This window comes from Nonomuraea sp. NPDC049709, from assembly GCF_040674815.1.
Lineage (GTDB): Bacteria > Actinomycetota > Actinomycetes > Streptosporangiales > Streptosporangiaceae > Nonomuraea.
The window spans coordinates 36,357-53,772 of record NZ_JBFANM010000043.1 but is presented as its reverse complement, the minus strand read 5'-3'; the positions used below and the strand labels follow the sequence as shown (position 1 = coordinate 53,772).

The window sequence follows — 17,416 nt, the reverse complement described above, 5'->3', positions numbered from 1 at the left end:
TCTGACCTGGGACAATTGTGGTCACCACAAAGTATTACGGTGTGTGTTGTGGCTGACCACAAGCTGACGGTCGAAGACCTCATCCGCTCCCCCGCCCTCCAGCTCCGCGTCCTGGCGGGCGAGTCCGGCCTGCCCCGCTCGGTCTCGTGGGCCCATGTGAGCGAGCTGGACGACCCCACCCCCTGGCTGCTGGGCGCCGAGGTCATCATGACCACGGGCATCGGCGTCCCCCGGACGGCGGCCCGGCAGCGCGCCTACCTGGAGCGCCTGGACGACGCCGGCGTCTCGGCCCTCGCCCTGTCGGCCCAGCTCCACGTCCCGCCGCTGCACCCGGCCTTCTTCGAGACCGCCGAGGAGCGCGGCATGCCGGTGCTGGAGGTGCCGCTGGCGGTCCCGTTCATCGCGATCGCCCAGGAAGTGGCCGCGGCGCTCCAGGAGGACGCCAGCCACCGCCTGGGCGCCCAGCTCCAGGTCTTCGGCGCGCTGCGCTGGCTGGCCGCGGAAGACCTCGACACGGCCACGCTCTTCAAACGCCTGGAACGCCTGTCCGGCTACGACGTCTTCCTGTCCACCCGGCACGGCCGTCCCCTGCTGCCCGGCGTACCCGTCCCGCCCCTCGACGTCCTTCCCGGCCAGCCCGACGCGCCGCCGACGATCCCCGGCGGCTTCGTCGTCCCGGTGTCCGCTCCCGGGGGCCCGGCGGGCTATCTGGTCGCCTTCGAGCGCGAGGGCGCCCGCCCGGCGGGCCTGGCCGTCGTCCAGCACATCGCCACGGTCGCGGCGCTGCAGGTGGCCATGGCCCGGCACGAACGGGAGACGCTGCGCAGGGAGGGCGCGGAGACGCTGGCCGAGCTGCTCCAGGACCTCCTCGACCCGCCGGCCGCCCGCCGCCGCCTGGCCCGGCTCGGCCTGCCCATGGACGCCGACACCGTCCTGCTGGTGGTCCGCAGCGTCCCCGACGACGCCCTCCGCCGCGCCCTCGACCCCCTGCCCCACCTGATGCTGCGCCGCGGCGACGACCACTACGTCCTGGGCCCACCCGCCCTCGGCCCCGCCGTCGCCGCCGCCCCGGGCGCGGCCGCGGGCCTGAGCCGCCCGTTCCCGCCCGGGGAGTCCCTGCAGGTGGCGCAGAGGGAGGCGGTCTGGGCGGTGACCCACGCCGCCGAATCGGGCAAGGCCCTGGTCCACTACGGCGAGGACACGACGGGCCGCTGGCTGCCGGACGACCCGGCGACCCTCTCGGCCCTGGTGGACCACGTGCTGGGCGGGGTGCTGAGCTACGACGAGGCGCACGACTCGAAGCTGCTCATGTCGGTGCGGGTGTGGATGGAACGCAACCGCCACGTGGAGGACGCCGCATCCGCGCTCCACGTCCATCCCAACACCCTGGCCTACCGCCTACGCCGCTTCGCCGCCCTCACGGGCCGCGACCTGTCGTCGAGCGCGGCGTTCGCCGAGGTCTGGCTCGCCATCCGAGCCGCCCGCCAGCTCGGCCTCCTCGGACCCTAGCGGGCCGTCCCCGGCGAACAACCTCAATTGCTCACTGCTGACGGAACTGGATGGTCGCGATCTCCCACGCTTCCAGCGGCAATCGCACCACACCGTCCCTGACCTGCACGGGCTCCCCCGGACGCCCTCGGAGGTCGGCCTGCCGGGCCTCGGTCAGGTCGCCCGAAATGACCGCCTCGGTGGGCTCGGGGGTGAGGGCCACCACCCGGAGCTCCTTCCAGCCGTCCCGGTCCCGCAGCGAGGTCATCACCACGCCCTCGCCCGTCACCGACAGCCCGGCCGCGGGTGAGGGCAGCGGGAGGAAGCGCTCGCCCTGCCCCGGCACCACGAGCAGGTCGTGCCGGAAGGACTCCGCCTGCGGCACCACCTCCTCCCAGGAGCCCTGGTACGGCATCAGCGCCAGGTTCACCGACCGCACCCCGCGCGACTGCGCCGCCGGAGTGGGCAGCTGGGGGCCGGCCGGTTCGGGGCGGAGGGCGTTGCGGTTGCGGGAGAGGTAGCCGACCGAGCGCAGCAGCGTCAGAGCCAGCTCCCCGTCCTCGACCTCGTACTCCGTCACGTGCTCCAGCAGCGCCGCCACACCTCCGGCGGCCACCCAGGAGGAGGCCGGGAAGGTGGGCAGCGGGGTCTCGCCGCAGCCGCCCTCCGAGGTGAGGCCACGGGTGACGACCGCGAACTGGCCCTCGGCGTACGAGTGCGTGGCCGCCGACGGGAGCGGGACGTGCAGGCGTACCCGGTGGTCGTCGCAGCGGTTGTCGAACTCGACGCGCAGGCGGACGAACGGCTCGCCCGCGCGCAGCTCGACCTGGGTGGTGACGGTGATGTCCTCCGTCCTGGAGCTGCGCGTCATGGCGGGCACCTCCGGAGCGCCGTCCACGCCCTCGCCCGAGACTGGCCAGCGGTACGTACGCCGCACCTCCACGATCGACACCAGCGGCCCCGAGCAGAGCAGCTCGACCTCGACCCGCTCCGGCTCCGACACCAGGAGGTCGGCCAGCGGGGGCGCGTAGTTGTAGGTGTCGCCCACGTCGCCGCGGTCCACGATGCGGCCGGCGCCGGTGACCGTGGTGCCGTCCTGGCCGACCAGCGTCAGCGTGCCCTCCGGCTCGATGGTGACCCGCAGCAGCCCGTTGTCCAGCACCTCGTGGTCGCCGCGCACCGGCAGGGCCGCCGAGTCGGAGCGGAGCCAGCAGGACGGATGGTGCTCGCCGAGCATGGGGTGGACCCGCTCGGTCCGGGCGGGGCCGTAGACCCGGTCGTGGGGGACGGGGCGGATGCTCGTGTGGCCGAGCGGCGGGGCCTCCACCAGGACCGCGACCGTGCGGCGCGGCTCGGCGACGATGCGGACGCGGGTCACGCCGTCGAGGGCGCCCCGCAGGTCGTCCACGTCGAAGACGACCGAGGTCTCGCGGGCCACGGTGAAGACCAGCGTGTCGCCCTCGACCGTCCAGTCGGTGATGTGCTGGCCGTACAGCTCGGTGCCGTGGATGAAGGTCAGCGCCGTGGCGGGGTCCATCTCCTCGTCGAGCAGCAGCGTGGCCGCGTACTCGAGGGGCTGCGTGGGCACCGGCCGGCCCCACGGGTCCACCAGCGGGTCCATCCCGGCGACGTCCACGATCACGACCCCGCCCCGCGCGTCCGGCGTCGGGTTGACGATCAGCACCCCGTCGGACGGTACGGTCCGCGCCAGGCGGGCGGTCACCATGTCGCGCACGGCCTGCCCGAGCTGCTCGGCCTCCGCGATGCGGGCGGCCACCTGCTGGGCGGTTTCGTCCACGCCGCACCCGGTCACCGAGTCGTGGCCGCTGGCGTCCACCAGCCGCCACCACGCCATGTCGAGGAAGCGGCCCGGCCACTTCTCGCCCCAGAGGGCGGCCAGCGGCTCGGCGTAGCGCTCGACCATCCGCTCGGCGCGGCCCATGGCCTGCTTGACGTGGGCGCGGACGGAGATGACGCCGGGCAGGATGTTGGCCCGGGCGTGGGAGCGGAGCTCTCCGTGCACCTCGGGCAGGCCATCCACTTCACCCGAATAAGAACCGATATATCCGGACAAGGTGTCCATGCGGGCGCCGATCGCCGCCACCATCTCCGGCAGCCCGCGCACGGGCGCCGAGTGGTCGGTCCCGTACATCGCCAGCAGCGACCCCTCGGGACCGTGCCACTCCCGCATGGTCTTGACGAACGCCGCCGCCCGCTCCTCCAGCCCCTGCGCGTCGTAGAACAGGTGGGCCCCGTTGCCGTAGCCGCCCGCCGGGAGGTACTGGGTGCGCAGCGCCGTGCCGTCGGGGGCGACCCAGGCGAACGCGTCGGTGGTGACCGAGGACGGCACCCCGCGGTACACGCAGGCGTGCAGCAGCCCGGCCTTGCGCAGGATCTGCGGCATCTGGGCCGTGTGGCCGAACATGTCCGGCAGGTAGCCGACCGGCATGGCGCCACCGAGCTTGTCCGCCCGGTCCATGCCCAGCTCCAGGTTGCGGATGATGTTCTCGCCGGAGCACAGGAACTCGTCGAGCAGGATCTGCCACGGCCCCACCGCCAGCCGCCCCGACTCCACCAGGGCCGCCACGCGGTCGCGATTCTCCGGGCGCACCTCCAGGTAGTCGTCCACGCAGGCGAGCTGCCCGTCCAGGGTGAAGTGGTAGGCCGGCTCGCGTTCCATGGTGTCGAGCACCTCGTCCAGCAGCGCCACCAGGCGCAGCCGGAAACGCTGGAACGGTTCGTACCACTCCCTGTCCCAGTGCGTGTGCGGTACGACGACGATCTCCTTGCTCACGCTGCCTCCCCTCCAATGGGCAGATCATGCTGTACGGCGTAACGGGCCGCGATCCGCTGCGCCGTGACGATGTCCTCCAGCCCGCCGCCCACGTCGGTCAGCGGCGGCTTGCCATCGTTCACGTAAGCATGGAAGGCCAGGAGTTGTACCTCGAATGCCTCAGTCACGTCCCGCCAGTGCGTACGGCTCTCGCCGTCGGAAACCACGGTGAGCCTGGTCGGGGCATTCATCAGATAAGGCGAGGGGAAGACCAGCTGGAGCGAGCCCCGGTCATGGTGGACGACCACGGTCTCGCGGTAGGCGGGATAGTCCTCCAGATAGTGCCAGCGGATGGAGAACCGGCCCCGGATCGGCAGCGGCCCGGAGATCTCGATGGAGCCGGGCGCGGGCCCCCACGTCTCAACGTACGAAATTTCCGTAGGCGAGCCAGTAAAGCGCCTCAAGAGCGACAAATCGTGGCATATCGAGCCCAACGCCACCCCGTAGAGGTTCCGCACCGCCTCGGGCGCCGACTCCCCCAGCGCCCGCGACACCAGATCGGTCTCCGCGGCGCGCAGCGCGGCGAGCAGCCCGGCGTCCACGTCGCGGGCCTGCGCCAAATTCGCGAACGCGAGCTGCGACTCCCCGCTCGGATGCAGCACCGTCACCTCGACCGCCCGGATCACCTCGGGCCCGCCCAGCCCGGCCAGCACCTCCTCGGCCCGGCGCACGGCGGGGTCGTACTGCTTCATGTAGCCGACCATCAGCCGCCCCTCGGGCAGCGCCGCCACCTCGGCCCTGGTCAGCGCGAGCGGCTTCTCGCACAACACGGCGTACCCGCCGGCCAGCGCCTGCCGCACGGTCTCGCCGTGGGAGCCGGAGGCCAGCACGACGACGGCCTCGAAGCCGCCGTCGGCCAGCATCTCCGCCACATCGGTGAACCGCCGGGAGGCGCCCAGCCGGTCCCCGACCACGTCGGCGAGCGTGCGCGACAGGTCGCACACCGCCACCACCTCGAACAGGTCGCGCCGCCTCGACAGCAGCGGCACGTAGACCGCCTGGGTGACGGCCCCGCAACCCACAAGAGCGATTCTCAAAGTCCCAAGTCCTTCAACTTCCGGCGATTGGCCGCTTGATCGGCGATGTTCTGGGCGACCGTGCGCCGCCCGGGCAGGGTGTCCTGCTCGATGACGATCCAGCCGGCGTAGCCGATCTCGTCCAGCGTCCGCACCACGCCGGGCAGGTCCAGCTCGCCCTCCCCGAGCCGGGCGAACCCGCCGCGGCCCATGAGCTCGCGCAGGTCCACGCCGTCCGACAGGGCCTGGGCCAGGATCTTCGTGTCGCCGTCCTTGATGTGCACGTGCCCGACCCGGTCCGCCCACGCGCGCAGGCAGGCGACCGGGTCTCCCCCGGCCAGCAGCAGGTGCCCGGTGTCCAGGCAGAGCGGCACGTCGGTCAGCTCCAGCAGGCGCTCGACGTCCTCGGGGGTCTCGACGTACGTGCCGAGGTGATGGTGGAAGGCGGGCTCGAACCCGCGCTCGCGGCACCGGTCGGTGGCCTCCTGGACGCGGGCGGCGTACGCGGGCCAGTCGGAGGCGGCCAGCCCTGGAGCGGTCCCTCCCGGGCGGGCGAACCGCTCCGGGGAGCCCGAGCAGGCCAGCGTGGGCCGCGGCGCCAGTTCACCGGAGGGGGCGGCGGCGAAGACGTCGAGCGCGGCCTCCAGCGCGGGCAGCCCGCGAGCGTACGCCTCGGCGTCGCCGTAGCGCAGGTCCACCCAGCCGCCCGCGAGCAGCAGCCCGGCCCCGGCCAGCCGGTCGGCCAGCTCGGAGCCGGTGCCCAGGTAGCCGATCGGGCCGGAGTCGATGCCCTCGTAACCGGCCTCGGACAGCGCGCCGACCATCTCGTCGGGGGTCAGCGGCGGCGGCGCGTCACTCAGCTCGAACACGCCGAAGCTCACAGGGGCGTTGGCGACTTTCCTCACGCGCATAGGGCGATCACCTCGTTCTCGTAGGTTTCCAACCGGTGCGGCCCGTCGATCGCCGGCAGCAGCACCCGCTCGCCGCGGACCACCTGCCGGGTGCCGTCGGGGCGGACCAGCACCAGGCCGTCGGCGTCCAGCGCGAGCAGCTCGTCGCCCAGCCTGACCAGCAGCGGCCCGTCGGGGCCCGTGGAGACGGCGGTGCGGCCGGCCCGCACGCCGTCCAGCACGGAACCGGGCTCCTCGGCCAGCACCCAGGTCGTGGGCGCGCCGGGCAGGCCGTCGGAGCCGGGGCGGTGGAAGTCGCTGCCGCCGATCGCGATCACGTCGTCGCGCCAAGCGTCGGCCCAGGCCAGCGGCGCGCCCCAGCGGCGATCCCACCAGCCGGAGCTCCACACCTCGGCGACCCGGGGCCGGCGGCTGATCGGCAGCAGCCAGGCGCAGTCGCCGCCGAGCGGGTGGTTGATCGAGATCAGCCCGCCCTCGCGCTCGGCGTGCTCCACCCAGGAGTCGGCCGGCTGCCGGAAGTCCACCCAGCCGACGTCGCCGAACACGTTCGCGTGGCCCCGGTCGGTGGTGACCTCCTGGCCGGGGATGAGCGTGACGTCCCGGTCGATCTTGCCCAGCCAGGGGTGGTGGCTGACGGTGTTGTGGTCGGTGACGGCCAGGAAGTCGAGCCCGCGCCCGCGGGCGAGCTCCGCCAGCTCGGCGATGGTCAGGCTGCCGTCGCTGTGCAGGGTGTGGGCGTGGAAGTCACCGGCGTACCAGCGCAGGCCGTCGATGTCGGGGATGTCCCGGCGGGGCGGGCGCTCGCCGTGCGGCGGCTCCCCGGCGACGGGCTCGGGCACGCTCTCGAACGAGATGTCCAGGGTGTAGTCCAGGCCCTGCGACGGGATCCGGTGCAGGCGCAGCCACACGTGCCAGGTCCCGGCCTCCGGCTCGCCCGGCAGGTAGCCGGGGGTGGCCCAGTCGCGGGTGATCGTGTACTCGTCGCGCGCGCCTCCCGACCAGCCGCGGAAGCCGTCCGGGGAGCCGCATCCGAGGTCGATCACCCCTTGCGACCTGTCGTAGGAGAGCTTCACGGTGACGGCGGCCGCCCCGGGCGGCACCTCGAACGGCACCTCCCGCAGGATCCGCTCCAGCCGGTCGTCCAGCGACCAGTGCCCTCTCACACCAGCTCTCCGTTCCGGTAGACGAGTGCCCGGTCGCGCCGGGGCAGCGCATGACCGTCATCCCCCACGGCGGGTTCACTGCCCTCGGGCACGACGGCCTGCACGGTCGTGTCGTTGACGTCGAGGGTCACGAGATGGGACGCGCCCAGGTTCTCCACGATCGCCACCTTCCCGCCGAACGCCCCTTCCGCGGCCTCGGCGGAGTAGGTCATGTACTCGGGCCGCACGCCGTACACGATCTTCTCCCCGTCGGACAGCAGCCCCTCCGCGGAGGCCGGGACCGCGACCTTGCACCCTGCCACCTCCAGCGTGTCACCTCGTACGGTGCCGTCCAGCAGGTTCATGGGTGTCGAGCCGATGAAGCCGGCGACGAACGTGTTGGCCGGCCGCTGGAACACCTCCGCCGGCGTGCCGATCTGCCGGATGTGCCCCGCCTCCATGACCGCCATCCGGTCGGCCATGGCCAGCGCCTCGGCCTGGTCGTGGGTGACGAAGACGGTGGTGACGCCCAGCTCGCGCTGGAGCTTCTTGAGGAACGTGCGCGCCTCCAGCCGCAGCCGGGCGTCCAGGTTGGACAGCGGCTCGTCGAACAGGTACGCCTGCGCCTGCGTGGCCATCACCCTGGCCAGCGCGACCCGCTGCTGCTGCCCGCCGGACAGCTGGCCGGGCCGCCGGTCCATGAGGTGTTCGAGCCCGAGCCGCGCTCCCACCTCGACGGCCTTGTCGCGGCGTGTGCCCTTGGGGACCTTCTTGATCCGCAGCGGGTAGGCGATGTTCTCCGTGACGTCCATGTGCGGGAACAGCGCGTAGTCCTGGAACACCATCGCCACGTCCCGGCCGCCCGGCTGCACGCCCGTGACGTCCCGCCCGCCGATCACCACGGCGCCGCCGGTGGCGGTCTCCAGCCCGGCGATCGTGCGCAGCAGCGTGGTCTTGCCGCAGCCGGAGGGCCCGAGCAGGGCGAAGAACTCGCCGTCGGGGACGGCCAGGTCGAGCGCGTCGAGCGCTTTCACCCCGCCGGGGTAGACCTTGGTCAGCCCGCGTAGTTCGATGGCGGCCATTAACGCTTGATCCCTCCGTGGAAGCGGAAGCCGTACTTCTTGCTGACGAACAGGTACATGAGCACCACCGGGATCGAGTACAGCAGCCCGAACGTGGACAACATGCTCAGGTTGGCCTGGCCGCCCTCGGTGTACAGCGTGTACGTGATCACGGCCGCCGGCTGCTTCTCGACGTCGCTCAGCAGCAGGTATGGCATCAGGAAGTTCCCCCACACGTTGGCCACGGCCCAGACGGCGATGGTCGCCAGGCCGGGGCGTACCAGGGGGACGACCACGTGCCGGACGATCTGCAGCGGCGTGGCCCCGAAGACCCGCGCCGACTCCTCGTACGACTTCGGGGTGGAGTCCATGAAGTCCTTCAGCATGAAGATCGCCGCGGGCAGCAGGCCGCCGGTCAGGATGAGGATCAGCCCGAACTGGGAGTCGATGAGGTTCAGCTCGACCGCGAGCTGGAACAGCGGCACCATCGCCGCCGTGCCCGTGATGATCGACGACAGCAGCAGCAACGCGTACAGCAGCGCGTCCCGCCCCGGTAGCCGCACCCGGCTCAGGGCGTAGGCGGCCAGCGCCGCCAGGACGACCACCAGCACGGCGGTGCCGGCCGACAGGACGACCGAGTTCCACAACGACGGCAGCGCGTACGGGTGCTCCAGCACCGCCCGGAAGTTGTCCAGGGTGAAGTCGGGCACGTTCACCTCGTACGTGGGGTCCGAGGTGAACGGCGCGGTCACCAGCCACAGCAGCGGGATCGTGAAGAACGCCAGCAGCACCGCGATCAGCGTGCAGAACCCGATCCGGCCCAGGACGAAACGCGTCATTTCTTGCTCCGCAGCAGCCGCAGGTAGAACACCGCCACGACCAGGTTGATCAGCAGGATGATCGTGGAGACGGCGGCGCCGTAGCCCAGCTCGCCGCCCTGCAGCGCGACCTTGTACACGTGCACGGCCAGCACCTCGGACTTGCCGTCGGGGCCGCCCGCGGTGAGCAGGAAGGGGGTGAAGTCGTTGAACGTCCACAGGCTGATGAGCAGCAGGTTCGTCAGGATGTGGCCCCTGATGTGCGGGAACACCACGTCCCTGAGCTGCTGCCAGCCGGAGGCCCCCGCCAGGCGGGCGCTCTCCAGGTGCGACGGGGGCACGTTCCCGAGCGCGGCGCCGTACAACATCATCGAGAACGCCGTGCCGCGCCAGGTGTTGAACACGATGATCGACAACATCGGGTGGTCGAGCAGCCAGGCGAACCCGGGGATGCCGAGCAGCGCGTTCAGCGTGCCGCCGTCTCGGTCGAGCAGCGCCACCCACAGGAACGACACGATGGCGCTGGGCAGGATCCAGGCCAGGATGACCAGGCCCTCGACCAGCCGCTTCAGCGGGCCGCGCCGGTCGCGCAGCAGCCAGGCGATGGTGAAGCCGAGCCCGACCTGTCCGATGACGGCCGAGCCCAGCACGAACTGCGTGGTCAGCCACGTCGAGTCCCAGAACGCGGGGTTGGAGACCGCCTCGAGGAGGTTGTCGAGCCCCACGAACTGCGGCTCCGCGGCCGCGATGCCGGTCAGGCGGTAGTTCGTGAGCCCGAGATAGAGCACCCAGAGCGCGGGGAAGACGAGGAAGACGGCGATGAGGAGCAGGGCGGGGGCCACGAAGGCCCCGGCCCGCCACCTCCCCAGGCCCGCCGCGTCCGAGCTGTAGCGAACGGGCTCCTGCTCTACCGGGAGCTCGACCTCAGGAGGCGATATTGCCTGCGCCACCGACGATTCCCTCAAGCTTCTTCTGGTAGTCGGCCGCCGCCTGGTCGGGCGCGGTCCCGCCCACGACCGCGGCGGTGGCCTCCTGCAGCGCCACCGACACCTGCGGGTAGACCGCGACCGGCGGCCGGTAGGCCGTCAGCGGCAGCACCTTCTCCGAGATGTACGTCAGCAGCGGCTCTCCGGCCAGGATCTCCTTGTTGACGTCGGTGCGCGGCGTGACGCGGACGTTGCCGTTCGCGGTCTCCGCCTTCAGCGCCTCCGGCGAGAGCGTGAAGGCCAGCAGCTCGAAGGCCTCCTTCGGGTGCTTGCTGTTGGGGTTGACCGTACGCAGCGCGCCGCCCGACATGCTGACGAAGTCCTGGCCCCTGAGGCCCTTGCCGGGCTCCATGGCCGGGATCATGGCGTATCCCACGGTCTGGTCGCGGTCGGCCATCTTGGCCACGCCGTCCTTGGGGTTGACCACGCCGCGCCAGAAGTAGTCGCCCTCCATCAGGATGCCGATCTTGCCCTCGGCGAACTGCTGGAACGACTTGTCGCGGCCCTTGGCCTCCTGCTGGAGCTTGGGGTCGCCGAGGCCGCCACCGTAGATCTTCTGGTAGAGGCCGAGCGCGTCCTTCAGCGGCTGGGAGGCGCCGCTCCACTTGCCGTCCTTGAGCACCTCGCCGCCCGCGCCCGCGAGCAGCGGCAGCACGCCCTGCATCGAGGTGGCCTCGCCCATGGCGGTGCCGGCGTTGATCTGGATCGGCACGGGCACGCCGGAGGACTTGAGCTTGGTCCCGGCGTCGAGGACCTCCTGCCAGCTCTTCGGCTGCCAGTCGGCCGGCAGCCCCGCCTTGGCGAAGAGGGTCTTGTTGAAGTAGAGCACCCGGCCGTCGGTGCCGACCGGCAGGGCGTACTTCTTGCCGTTGAACTCGGCCATCCCCTGCACCGCCTCGGGGATCTGCGCCCAGCCGTCCCAGCTGTCCGCCTCCGCCCCGACCAGCTCCGACAGCGGCTTGATGTAGCCGGCCTCGGCGAACTCACCGGCCCAGATGCTGTCGATGTCGATCACGTCCGCGCCCTTGCCTGACTTGAGGTCGAGGGAGAGCTTGGTCTTGTACTGCTCGTCGTCCACTCCGCTGGGAACGAACTTGACCGTGACGTCCTTGCCCTTCGCCTTCTGGGCCGCCTCGAACTTGGGGATCACCCAGTCGGCGATGTATTTCGCGGCCGCCGCGTTCTTCCCGCCCGCGATGGCGTTCTGGGCGATCGTCAGCTCGATCGCGTCACCGTCCCCGCCGGACGACTGGCCGCAGGCGGCGAGCCCCAGACCGGCCGCGGTGATGACCGCGACCACACCCATCGACCGTTTCCGCAATGCCATGCAAACCCTCCGACGTGTCCGAAAAGGGAGGAGCCATGGGCCAATATGTCATGACATCCATATGACGTAAAGACCTGGCCATAATTCGAGGATGTGCCCGCATGCTGCGTCTTTGCTCGACTGGGAGCGATCTAACTGTCCGACACTATGCGATGTGAGGCGCCGGGGTTTCGGCCGGGGCACATTGCGCAACATAGCGGACATCCAGATGTCATGACAATATGCCATAGTGTCGCGGGTAAGCTCCGTCCCTGGAGGTGCTGTTGTACGACTTGATCACGATCGGCCGCTGCGGCGTCGACGTCTATCCGTTGCAGACCGGTGTCGGGCTGGCCGACGTCGAGACCTTCGGCAAGTTCCTCGGCGGCAGCCCGACCAACGTGGCCGTCGCCGCGGCGCGCCACGGGCTGCGCCCCGCCGTGATCACCGGTGTGGGGGCGGACCCGTTCGGCGACTACGTGCGCCGGGCGATCCGCGGCTTCGGCGTGGACGACGCCTTCGTGCACACCATCGAGGGCCCGCCGACGCCCGTGACGTTCTGCGAGATCTTCCCTCCCGACCACTTCCCGATCTACTTCTACCGCGGCGAGCACCCGCCCGACCTGCAGCTCTCCCCGTCCATGCTGGACCTGGAGGCGATCGCGGCGACGGGGCTGTTCTGGTTCTCGCTGACGGGGCTCAGCCAGGAGCCGAGCGCCGCCGCCCACGCCGCCGCGCTGGCGGTCCGCTCCTCCGGGTGGACGGTGTTCGACCTCGACTACCGGGCCGCGCTGTGGGAGTCGCCGGAGGCCGCCCACGAGGCGGCGCGGCGGGCCCTGCCGCGGGCGAACGTCGCGGTGGGCAACCTGGAGGAGGTCGAGGTCGCGGTCGGCGTACGCGATCCGGAGGCGGCCGCGCAGGCGCTGCTGGACGCCGGAGTACGCGTCGCGATCGTGAAAATGGGCCCCGAAGGGGTTTTCGCGCGTACCTCCGAGGAGAGCGCATTGGTAGAGCCCATGGAGGTGAAGGTGGTCAACGGGATCGGCGCGGGAGACGCGTTCGGCGGCGCCATCTGCCTCGGGCTGCTGCGCGGCTGGCCGCTGGAGCGCACGCTGCGCTTCGCCAACGCGGCCGGCGCCTTCGTGGCCGCCCGCCTGGCCTGCGCCGACGCCATGCCGACGACCGCCGAGGTCGACGATCTGCTGAACGGGGCGCGCTCTTGAGCGACATCACGCTGTCCAGGGCGGCCGACTACGGGCGGCTCACCCACATCCGCGCCACCAGCCCCGAGAAGATCGCCGCGGCCGCGGCCCGCCGGGAGCGGCGCGGCCTGCCCGGCGAGGGTGAGCGGCTGCTGATCATCGCGGCCGACCACCCGGCCCGCGGCGCCCTGGGCGTACGCGACCGGCCGCTGGCCATGGCCAGCCGCACCGACCTGCTCGACCGGCTGCGCCTGGCCCTGTCGAGGCCGGGGGTGGACGGCATCCTGGCCTCCCCCGACGTCCTGGAGGACCTGCTCCTACTCGGGGCGCTGGAGGGCAAGCTGGCCTTCGGCTCCATGAACCGGGGCGGCCTGCAGGGCTCGGTGTTCGAGCTGGACGACCGCTTCACCGGCTTCGACGCCGCCTCGATCGACACCATGCGGCTCGACGGCGGCAAGATGCTCTGCCGTATCGACCCCTCCGACCACGCGACCGTGGCCACGCTGGAGTCGTGCGCCCGCGCGGTCACCGACCTGGCCCGCAGGCGGCTGGTGGCCATGGTGGAGCCGTTCTGGTCGCTGCGCTCCGAGTCGGGCGCGCTGCGCAACGACCTGTCGCCCGACGCCGTGATCCGCGCCATCAGCGTCGCCCAGGCGCTCGGCGTGACCTCGGCCTACACCTGGCTGAAGATCCCGGCCGTGGCCGAGATGGAGCGCGTGATGGCCGCCACCACGCTGCCCGCCCTGCTGCTCGGCGGCGACCCGCCCGACATCGACGCCGCCTACGCCGACTGGCACCGCGCGCTGAGCCTGCCCGGCGTGCGCGGCCTGGTCGTCGGGCGCGCCCTGCTCTACCCTCCGGACGACGACGTCGCCACGGCCGTGGACGGCGCCGCGGCACTGGTGCGAGAGGCCCGCGCATGACCTACCTTCCGTACGGCAAGACCGCCAGCGGCCCCTGGTCGGTGGAGATCACCCCGTCCCTGGCGGGCTGGACCTACTCGGGCCTGCGCATCGCCGACCTGACCGACGCCCCGATCTCGTTCGACACCGGCGAGGAGGAGCTGCTGGTGCTGCCCCTGGCGGGCTCCTGCACCGTCACGATCCCGGGTGACATGTTCGTGCTGAACGGCCGGTCGTCGGTCTTCGACGGCCCCTCCGATTTCGCCTATATCCCGATTTCTACGCATGTGACCCTGGAGGGCTCCGGGCGGATCGCGCTCCCCTCGGCCCGCGCCACCCGCGCGCTCGCCCCCCGCTACGTCGCCGCCGCCGAGGTCTCCGTCGAGATCAGGGGCGCCGGCCAGGCCACCCGCCAGGTGAACAACTTCTGCTCCCCCGACGCGTTCGACGGCTGCGACAAGCTCATGGCCGTCGAGGTGCTCACCCCCGACGGCAACTGGTCGTCCTACCCGCCGCACAAGCACGACACCCCCAACCCGGGTGAGGCGGTGCTGGAGGAGATCTACTACTTCGAGGTCGCCGACCAGGGCATCGGCTACCAGCGCGTCTACTCCTCGGAGCGCGGCCAGATCGACACCCTGGCCGAGGTCTCCTCGGGCGACGTGGTGCTCGTCCCGTACGGCTACCACGGCCCCTCGATGGCCGCCCCCGGCTACGACCTCTACTATCTGAACGTCCTGGCCGGCCCCGCGGAGCAACGTTCGATGGCGTTCTGCGACGACCCCCGCCACGCCTGGATCCGCGCCTCCTGGGACGGCCGGCCCATCGACCCCAGACTGCCGTTCGGGAGGACCCCATGATCCGGCTGACCGTCGCGCAGGCCGTCGTACGCTTCCTGGCCCACCAGTGGAGCGAGCGCGACGGCGCGGAGCGCCGGTTCTTCGGCGGCTGCACCGGCATCTTCGGCCACGGCAACGTCGCCGGCCTCGGCCAGGCGCTGGCCACCTCCACCGAGGACCTGCCCTACCACCTGAGCCGCAACGAGCAGGCGATGGTCCACACGGCGGCCGCCTACGCGCGCGCGAGCAACCGGCTGGCCACCCTGGCCTGCACCACCTCGATCGGCCCCGGCGCGACCAACATGATCACCGGCGCGGCGGGCGCGACCATCAACCGCCTGCCCGTGCTGCTGCTGCCCGGCGACATCTTCTCCACCCGCGTCGCGAGCCCGGTGCTGCAGGAGCTGGAGGACCAGCGCTCCTACGACATCTCGGTCAACGACTGCTTCAAGCCGGTCTCCCGCTACTGGGACCGGATCAACCGCCCCGAGCAGCTCCCCTCGGCGCTGCTGGCCGCCATGCGGGTGCTCACCGACCCGGCCGAGACCGGCGCGGTGACGCTGGCGCTGCCGCAGGACGTGCAGGCGGAGGCGTTCGACTGGCCGGACGAGCTGTTCGCCCGCCGGGTCTGGCACATCCCCAGGCCGCGCCCCGAGCGCTCGGCCCTCGCGCGGGCCGCCGAGCTGATCAGGGCGGCCGAACGCCCGCTGATCGTGGCCGGCGGCGGGACGATCTACAGCGAGGCGACCGGGCAGCTGCGCGCGTTCGCCGAGGCGCACGGTGTCCCGGTGGCCGAGACGCAGGCGGGCAAGGGCGCGCTGCCCCACGGGCACCCGCTGGCGATGGGCGCCATCGGCGCGACGGGCACCACGGCCGCCAACGCGCTGGCCCGCGACGCCGACCTGATCATCGGCGTCGGCACCCGCTACAGCGACTTCACCACCGCCTCCAGGACGATCTTCGCCCCCGGCGCCCGATTCGTGAACCTCAACATCACCGGCTTCGACGCCGCCAAGCTGTCCGGCCTGCAACTGGTCGCCGACGCCCGCGAGGGGCTGGCCGACCTGACCGAGGCGTGCGCGGGCTGGAGCACTCCCGCCGCCTACCGCGAGCGGGCCACCGAGCTCACCCGGGTGTGGGACGCGGCCGTGGACGCGGCGTACGCGACGGAGGGCCCCCTCATCGCGCAGTCCGCGGTGATCGGCGCGGTCAACGCGGCGGCCGGCGACGACGGCGTAGTAGTGTGCGCTGCCGGGTCGATGCCCGGCGACCTGCACAAGCTCTGGCGCCCCAGCGGCCCGGGCAGCTACCACGTCGAGTACGGCTACTCCTGCATGGGCTACGAGATCGCCGGCGGGCTGGGCGTGAAGATGGCGGCCCCAGAGCGCGAGGTGTTCGTGCTGGTCGGCGACGGCTCCTACCTGATGATGGCCCAGGAGCTGGTCACGGCCGTCTCGGAGGGCGTCAAGCTGGTCGTGATCCTGGTGGACAACTCCGGCTTCGCCTCCATCGGCCGCCTGTCCGAGAGCGTCGGCGCGGAGCGGCTCGGCACCTCCTACCAGCGCCGCGACGGCGGCCCGCTGCCGGTGGACCTGGCGGCCAACGCGGCCAGCCTCGGGGCCACGGTGCTGCGTCCGGAGTCGATCTCCGACCTGCGCAAGGCGCTCGACGCGGCCCGCTCGGCGGCGGAGACCACGGTGATCTACGTCCGCACCGACCCCCTGGCCGACGACGCGCCGTCCTCCGAGGCGTGGTGGGACGTGCCCGTGGCGCAGGTGGCGACGACGAGCGCCACGTACGCGGCGCGGGAGACGTACGAGGCCAACAAGCGCTCCCAGCGCCCCAGCCTGGCCCCGCCCGGCTGAGCAGGGTTGCCCCCGATCACCTGGGGGAACTCCTCTGACCAGGCACGATAGGGGGCAGGGGATGGGGCCGTGGCGGCTGCTGGGTTGGTTCGCGGTCATCGCGGTGGCCTTCTTCTGCCTCTACCACGTGCGGACGGTGGCCATCTCGATCATCATCGGCGTCTTCCTCACGGCCCTGCTGCTACCCCCGGCCAAGTGGCTCAGGTCGCGCGGGCTCGGCCGGGCGCTCGCCACCACGATCGTCTTCGCCGGCGGCCTCCTGCTGGCGGGCGCGCTCTTCGCGCTGCTGGTCCCGCCCACGGTGGACAGCGTGTCGCAGCTGCGTGACAGCGTCGGCAAGGTGCTCGACGACCTGCACGACCTGACCGCCCGGTTCGGCCTCGACGACCAGCAGCTCATCGACCAGGCCAGGGACTACCTGTCCACCCAGGGCCGGCAGGTCACCAGCGGAGCCCTGGCCGGGGTGCGGACGGTGGGCGAGATCGTCATCGGGGCCGTGCTGGCGGTCATCCTGTCGGTCTACTTCGTGCACGGCGGCGACAAGCTCTTCCGCTGGCTGATCGCCCTGGCGCCGGCCTCCGCCAGGACACGGCTGGCCGAGACCGGCCACCTGGTCTTCTCGGTGATCGGCCGCTACATCCGCGGCATCGCGATCGTGGGCGCGGTCGACGGGTTCTTCATCGGGATCGCGCTGTGGATCCTCGGGGTGCCGCTCGCGCTGCCGCTGGCGGTGCTGACGTTCGTGGGGGCGTTCCTGCCGGTGGTGGGGGCGTTCATGGCGGGGCTGCTGGCCGCGGTGGTGGCGCTCGTGTCGAAGGGCGTGCTGGTGGCCCTGATCGTGGTGGCCGTGACCGTGGCGGTGCAGCAGATCGAGGGGCACGTGCTGGCGCCGCAGATCTACGGCAAGGCGCTCGACCTGCCCGGCGCGGTCATCCTGGTGGCGATCACCGTGGGCAGCGTGATCGCGGGCATCGCCGGCGCCTTCCTGGCCGCCCCGGTGACCTCGGTCATCGTCGCCCTGCTGCACCGCACGAAGACCGCCTGACC

Annotated in this window: 14 protein-coding genes; 6 read left to right on the top strand and 8 right to left on the bottom strand. The window is 71.9% G+C overall.

Annotation, left to right across the window (positions count from 1 at the left end):
• The first annotated feature begins 48 nt into the window (after nt 1-48).
• Entirely contained in the window at nt 49-1,509 is a 1,461-nt protein-coding gene (locus AB0J69_RS36355) for a PucR family transcriptional regulator (RefSeq protein ID WP_364127016.1), read from the top strand.
• A gap of 31 nt (nt 1,510-1,540) precedes the next feature.
• Here AB0J69_RS36355 and AB0J69_RS36350 read toward each other — a convergent pair whose 3' ends face one another.
• From AB0J69_RS36350 to AB0J69_RS36315, 8 genes are read right to left on the bottom strand one after another with little or no spacing between them, the layout of a single operon-like run.
• Nucleotides 1,541-4,282: a glycoside hydrolase family 38 C-terminal domain-containing protein gene (locus tag AB0J69_RS36350; protein WP_364127014.1), complete on the bottom strand. Its 2,742-nt coding sequence runs from the start codon at nt 4,280-4,282 to the stop codon at nt 1,541-1,543.
• Nucleotides 4,279-5,358 (bottom strand): Gfo/Idh/MocA family oxidoreductase, encoded by a 1,080-nt coding sequence (locus AB0J69_RS36345; protein WP_364127012.1) that lies wholly within the window; start codon nt 5,356-5,358, stop codon nt 4,279-4,281. The genes AB0J69_RS36350 and AB0J69_RS36345 overlap by 4 nt, the downstream gene beginning before the upstream one ends.
• Nucleotides 5,355-6,248 carry a TIM barrel protein gene (locus tag AB0J69_RS36340; protein WP_364127010.1) on the bottom strand — a complete coding sequence of 298 codons (894 nt, stop codon included), beginning with the start codon at nt 6,246-6,248 and terminating at the stop codon, nt 5,355-5,357. Before AB0J69_RS36340 ends, AB0J69_RS36345 begins: the two co-directional genes overlap by 4 nt.
• Nucleotides 6,239-7,411, bottom strand: coding sequence for a CehA/McbA family metallohydrolase (locus tag AB0J69_RS36335; protein ID WP_364127008.1), 1,173 nt, complete (start codon nt 7,409-7,411; stop codon nt 6,239-6,241). Before AB0J69_RS36335 ends, AB0J69_RS36340 begins: the two co-directional genes overlap by 10 nt.
• A complete protein-coding gene (locus tag AB0J69_RS36330) occupies nt 7,408-8,472 on the bottom strand; it encodes an ABC transporter ATP-binding protein (protein ID WP_364127005.1) in 1,065 nt (354 codons plus the stop codon). Before AB0J69_RS36330 ends, AB0J69_RS36335 begins: the two co-directional genes overlap by 4 nt.
• Nucleotides 8,472-9,290 carry a carbohydrate ABC transporter permease gene (locus AB0J69_RS36325; protein ID WP_364127003.1) on the bottom strand — a complete coding sequence of 273 codons (819 nt, stop codon included), beginning with the start codon at nt 9,288-9,290 and terminating at the stop codon, nt 8,472-8,474. The genes AB0J69_RS36330 and AB0J69_RS36325 overlap by 1 nt, the downstream gene beginning before the upstream one ends.
• Nucleotides 9,287-10,219: a sugar ABC transporter permease gene (locus AB0J69_RS36320; RefSeq protein WP_364127000.1), complete on the bottom strand. Its 933-nt coding sequence runs from the start codon at nt 10,217-10,219 to the stop codon at nt 9,287-9,289. Before AB0J69_RS36320 ends, AB0J69_RS36325 begins: the two co-directional genes overlap by 4 nt.
• Complete coding sequence (locus AB0J69_RS36315) at nt 10,194-11,582, bottom strand: extracellular solute-binding protein (RefSeq protein ID WP_364126997.1); 1,389 nt, start codon at nt 11,580-11,582, stop codon at nt 10,194-10,196. Before AB0J69_RS36315 ends, AB0J69_RS36320 begins: the two co-directional genes overlap by 26 nt.
• A gap of 263 nt (nt 11,583-11,845) precedes the next feature.
• On the opposite strand from AB0J69_RS36315, the gene iolC reads away from it, so the two are divergent.
• The 5 genes from iolC to AB0J69_RS36290 all read left to right on the top strand — a co-directional run bounded on the left by iolC (nt 11,846) and on the right by AB0J69_RS36290 (nt 17,414).
• Nucleotides 11,846-12,784 (top strand): 5-dehydro-2-deoxygluconokinase, encoded by a 939-nt coding sequence (gene iolC, locus AB0J69_RS36310; RefSeq protein WP_364126994.1) that lies wholly within the window; start codon nt 11,846-11,848, stop codon nt 12,782-12,784.
• A gap of 5 nt (nt 12,785-12,789) precedes the next feature.
• Nucleotides 12,790-13,686, top strand: coding sequence for a deoxyribose-phosphate aldolase (locus AB0J69_RS36305; protein WP_364127127.1), 897 nt, complete (start codon nt 12,790-12,792; stop codon nt 13,684-13,686).
• A complete protein-coding gene (gene iolB, locus AB0J69_RS36300; RefSeq protein WP_364126992.1) occupies nt 13,683-14,525 on the top strand; it encodes a 5-deoxy-glucuronate isomerase in 843 nt (280 codons plus the stop codon). The genes AB0J69_RS36305 and iolB overlap by 4 nt, the downstream gene beginning before the upstream one ends.
• Nucleotides 14,522-16,369, top strand: a complete 1,848-nt coding sequence (gene iolD, locus AB0J69_RS36295) for a 3D-(3,5/4)-trihydroxycyclohexane-1,2-dione acylhydrolase (decyclizing) (protein WP_364126989.1) — start codon at nt 14,522-14,524, stop codon at nt 16,367-16,369. Before iolB ends, iolD begins: the two co-directional genes overlap by 4 nt.
• Before the next feature lie 61 nt (nt 16,370-16,430).
• Entirely contained in the window at nt 16,431-17,414 is a 984-nt protein-coding gene (locus AB0J69_RS36290; protein WP_364126985.1) for an AI-2E family transporter, read from the top strand.
• Nucleotides 17,415-17,416 lie beyond the last annotated feature (2 nt).

Bases quoted from the DNA above. Each gene is read 5' to 3' on its own strand.
- AB0J69_RS36340 (WP_364127010.1), bottom strand. From the start codon at position 6,248: ATGCGCGTGAGGAAAGTCGCCAACGCCCCTGTGAGCTTCGGCGTGTTC.
- AB0J69_RS36330 (WP_364127005.1), bottom strand. From the start codon at position 8,472: ATGGCCGCCATCGAACTACGCGGGCTGACCAAGGTCTACCCCGGCGGG.
- AB0J69_RS36325 (WP_364127003.1), bottom strand. From the start codon at position 9,290: ATGACGCGTTTCGTCCTGGGCCGGATCGGGTTCTGCACGCTGATCGCG.
- AB0J69_RS36315 (WP_364126997.1), bottom strand. From the start codon at position 11,582: ATGGCATTGCGGAAACGGTCGATGGGTGTGGTCGCGGTCATCACCGCG.
- iolB (WP_364126992.1), top strand. From the start codon at position 13,683: ATGACCTACCTTCCGTACGGCAAGACCGCCAGCGGCCCCTGGTCGGTG.
- iolD (WP_364126989.1), top strand. From the start codon at position 14,522: ATGATCCGGCTGACCGTCGCGCAGGCCGTCGTACGCTTCCTGGCCCAC.
- AB0J69_RS36290 (WP_364126985.1), top strand. From the start codon at position 16,431: ATGGGGCCGTGGCGGCTGCTGGGTTGGTTCGCGGTCATCGCGGTGGCC.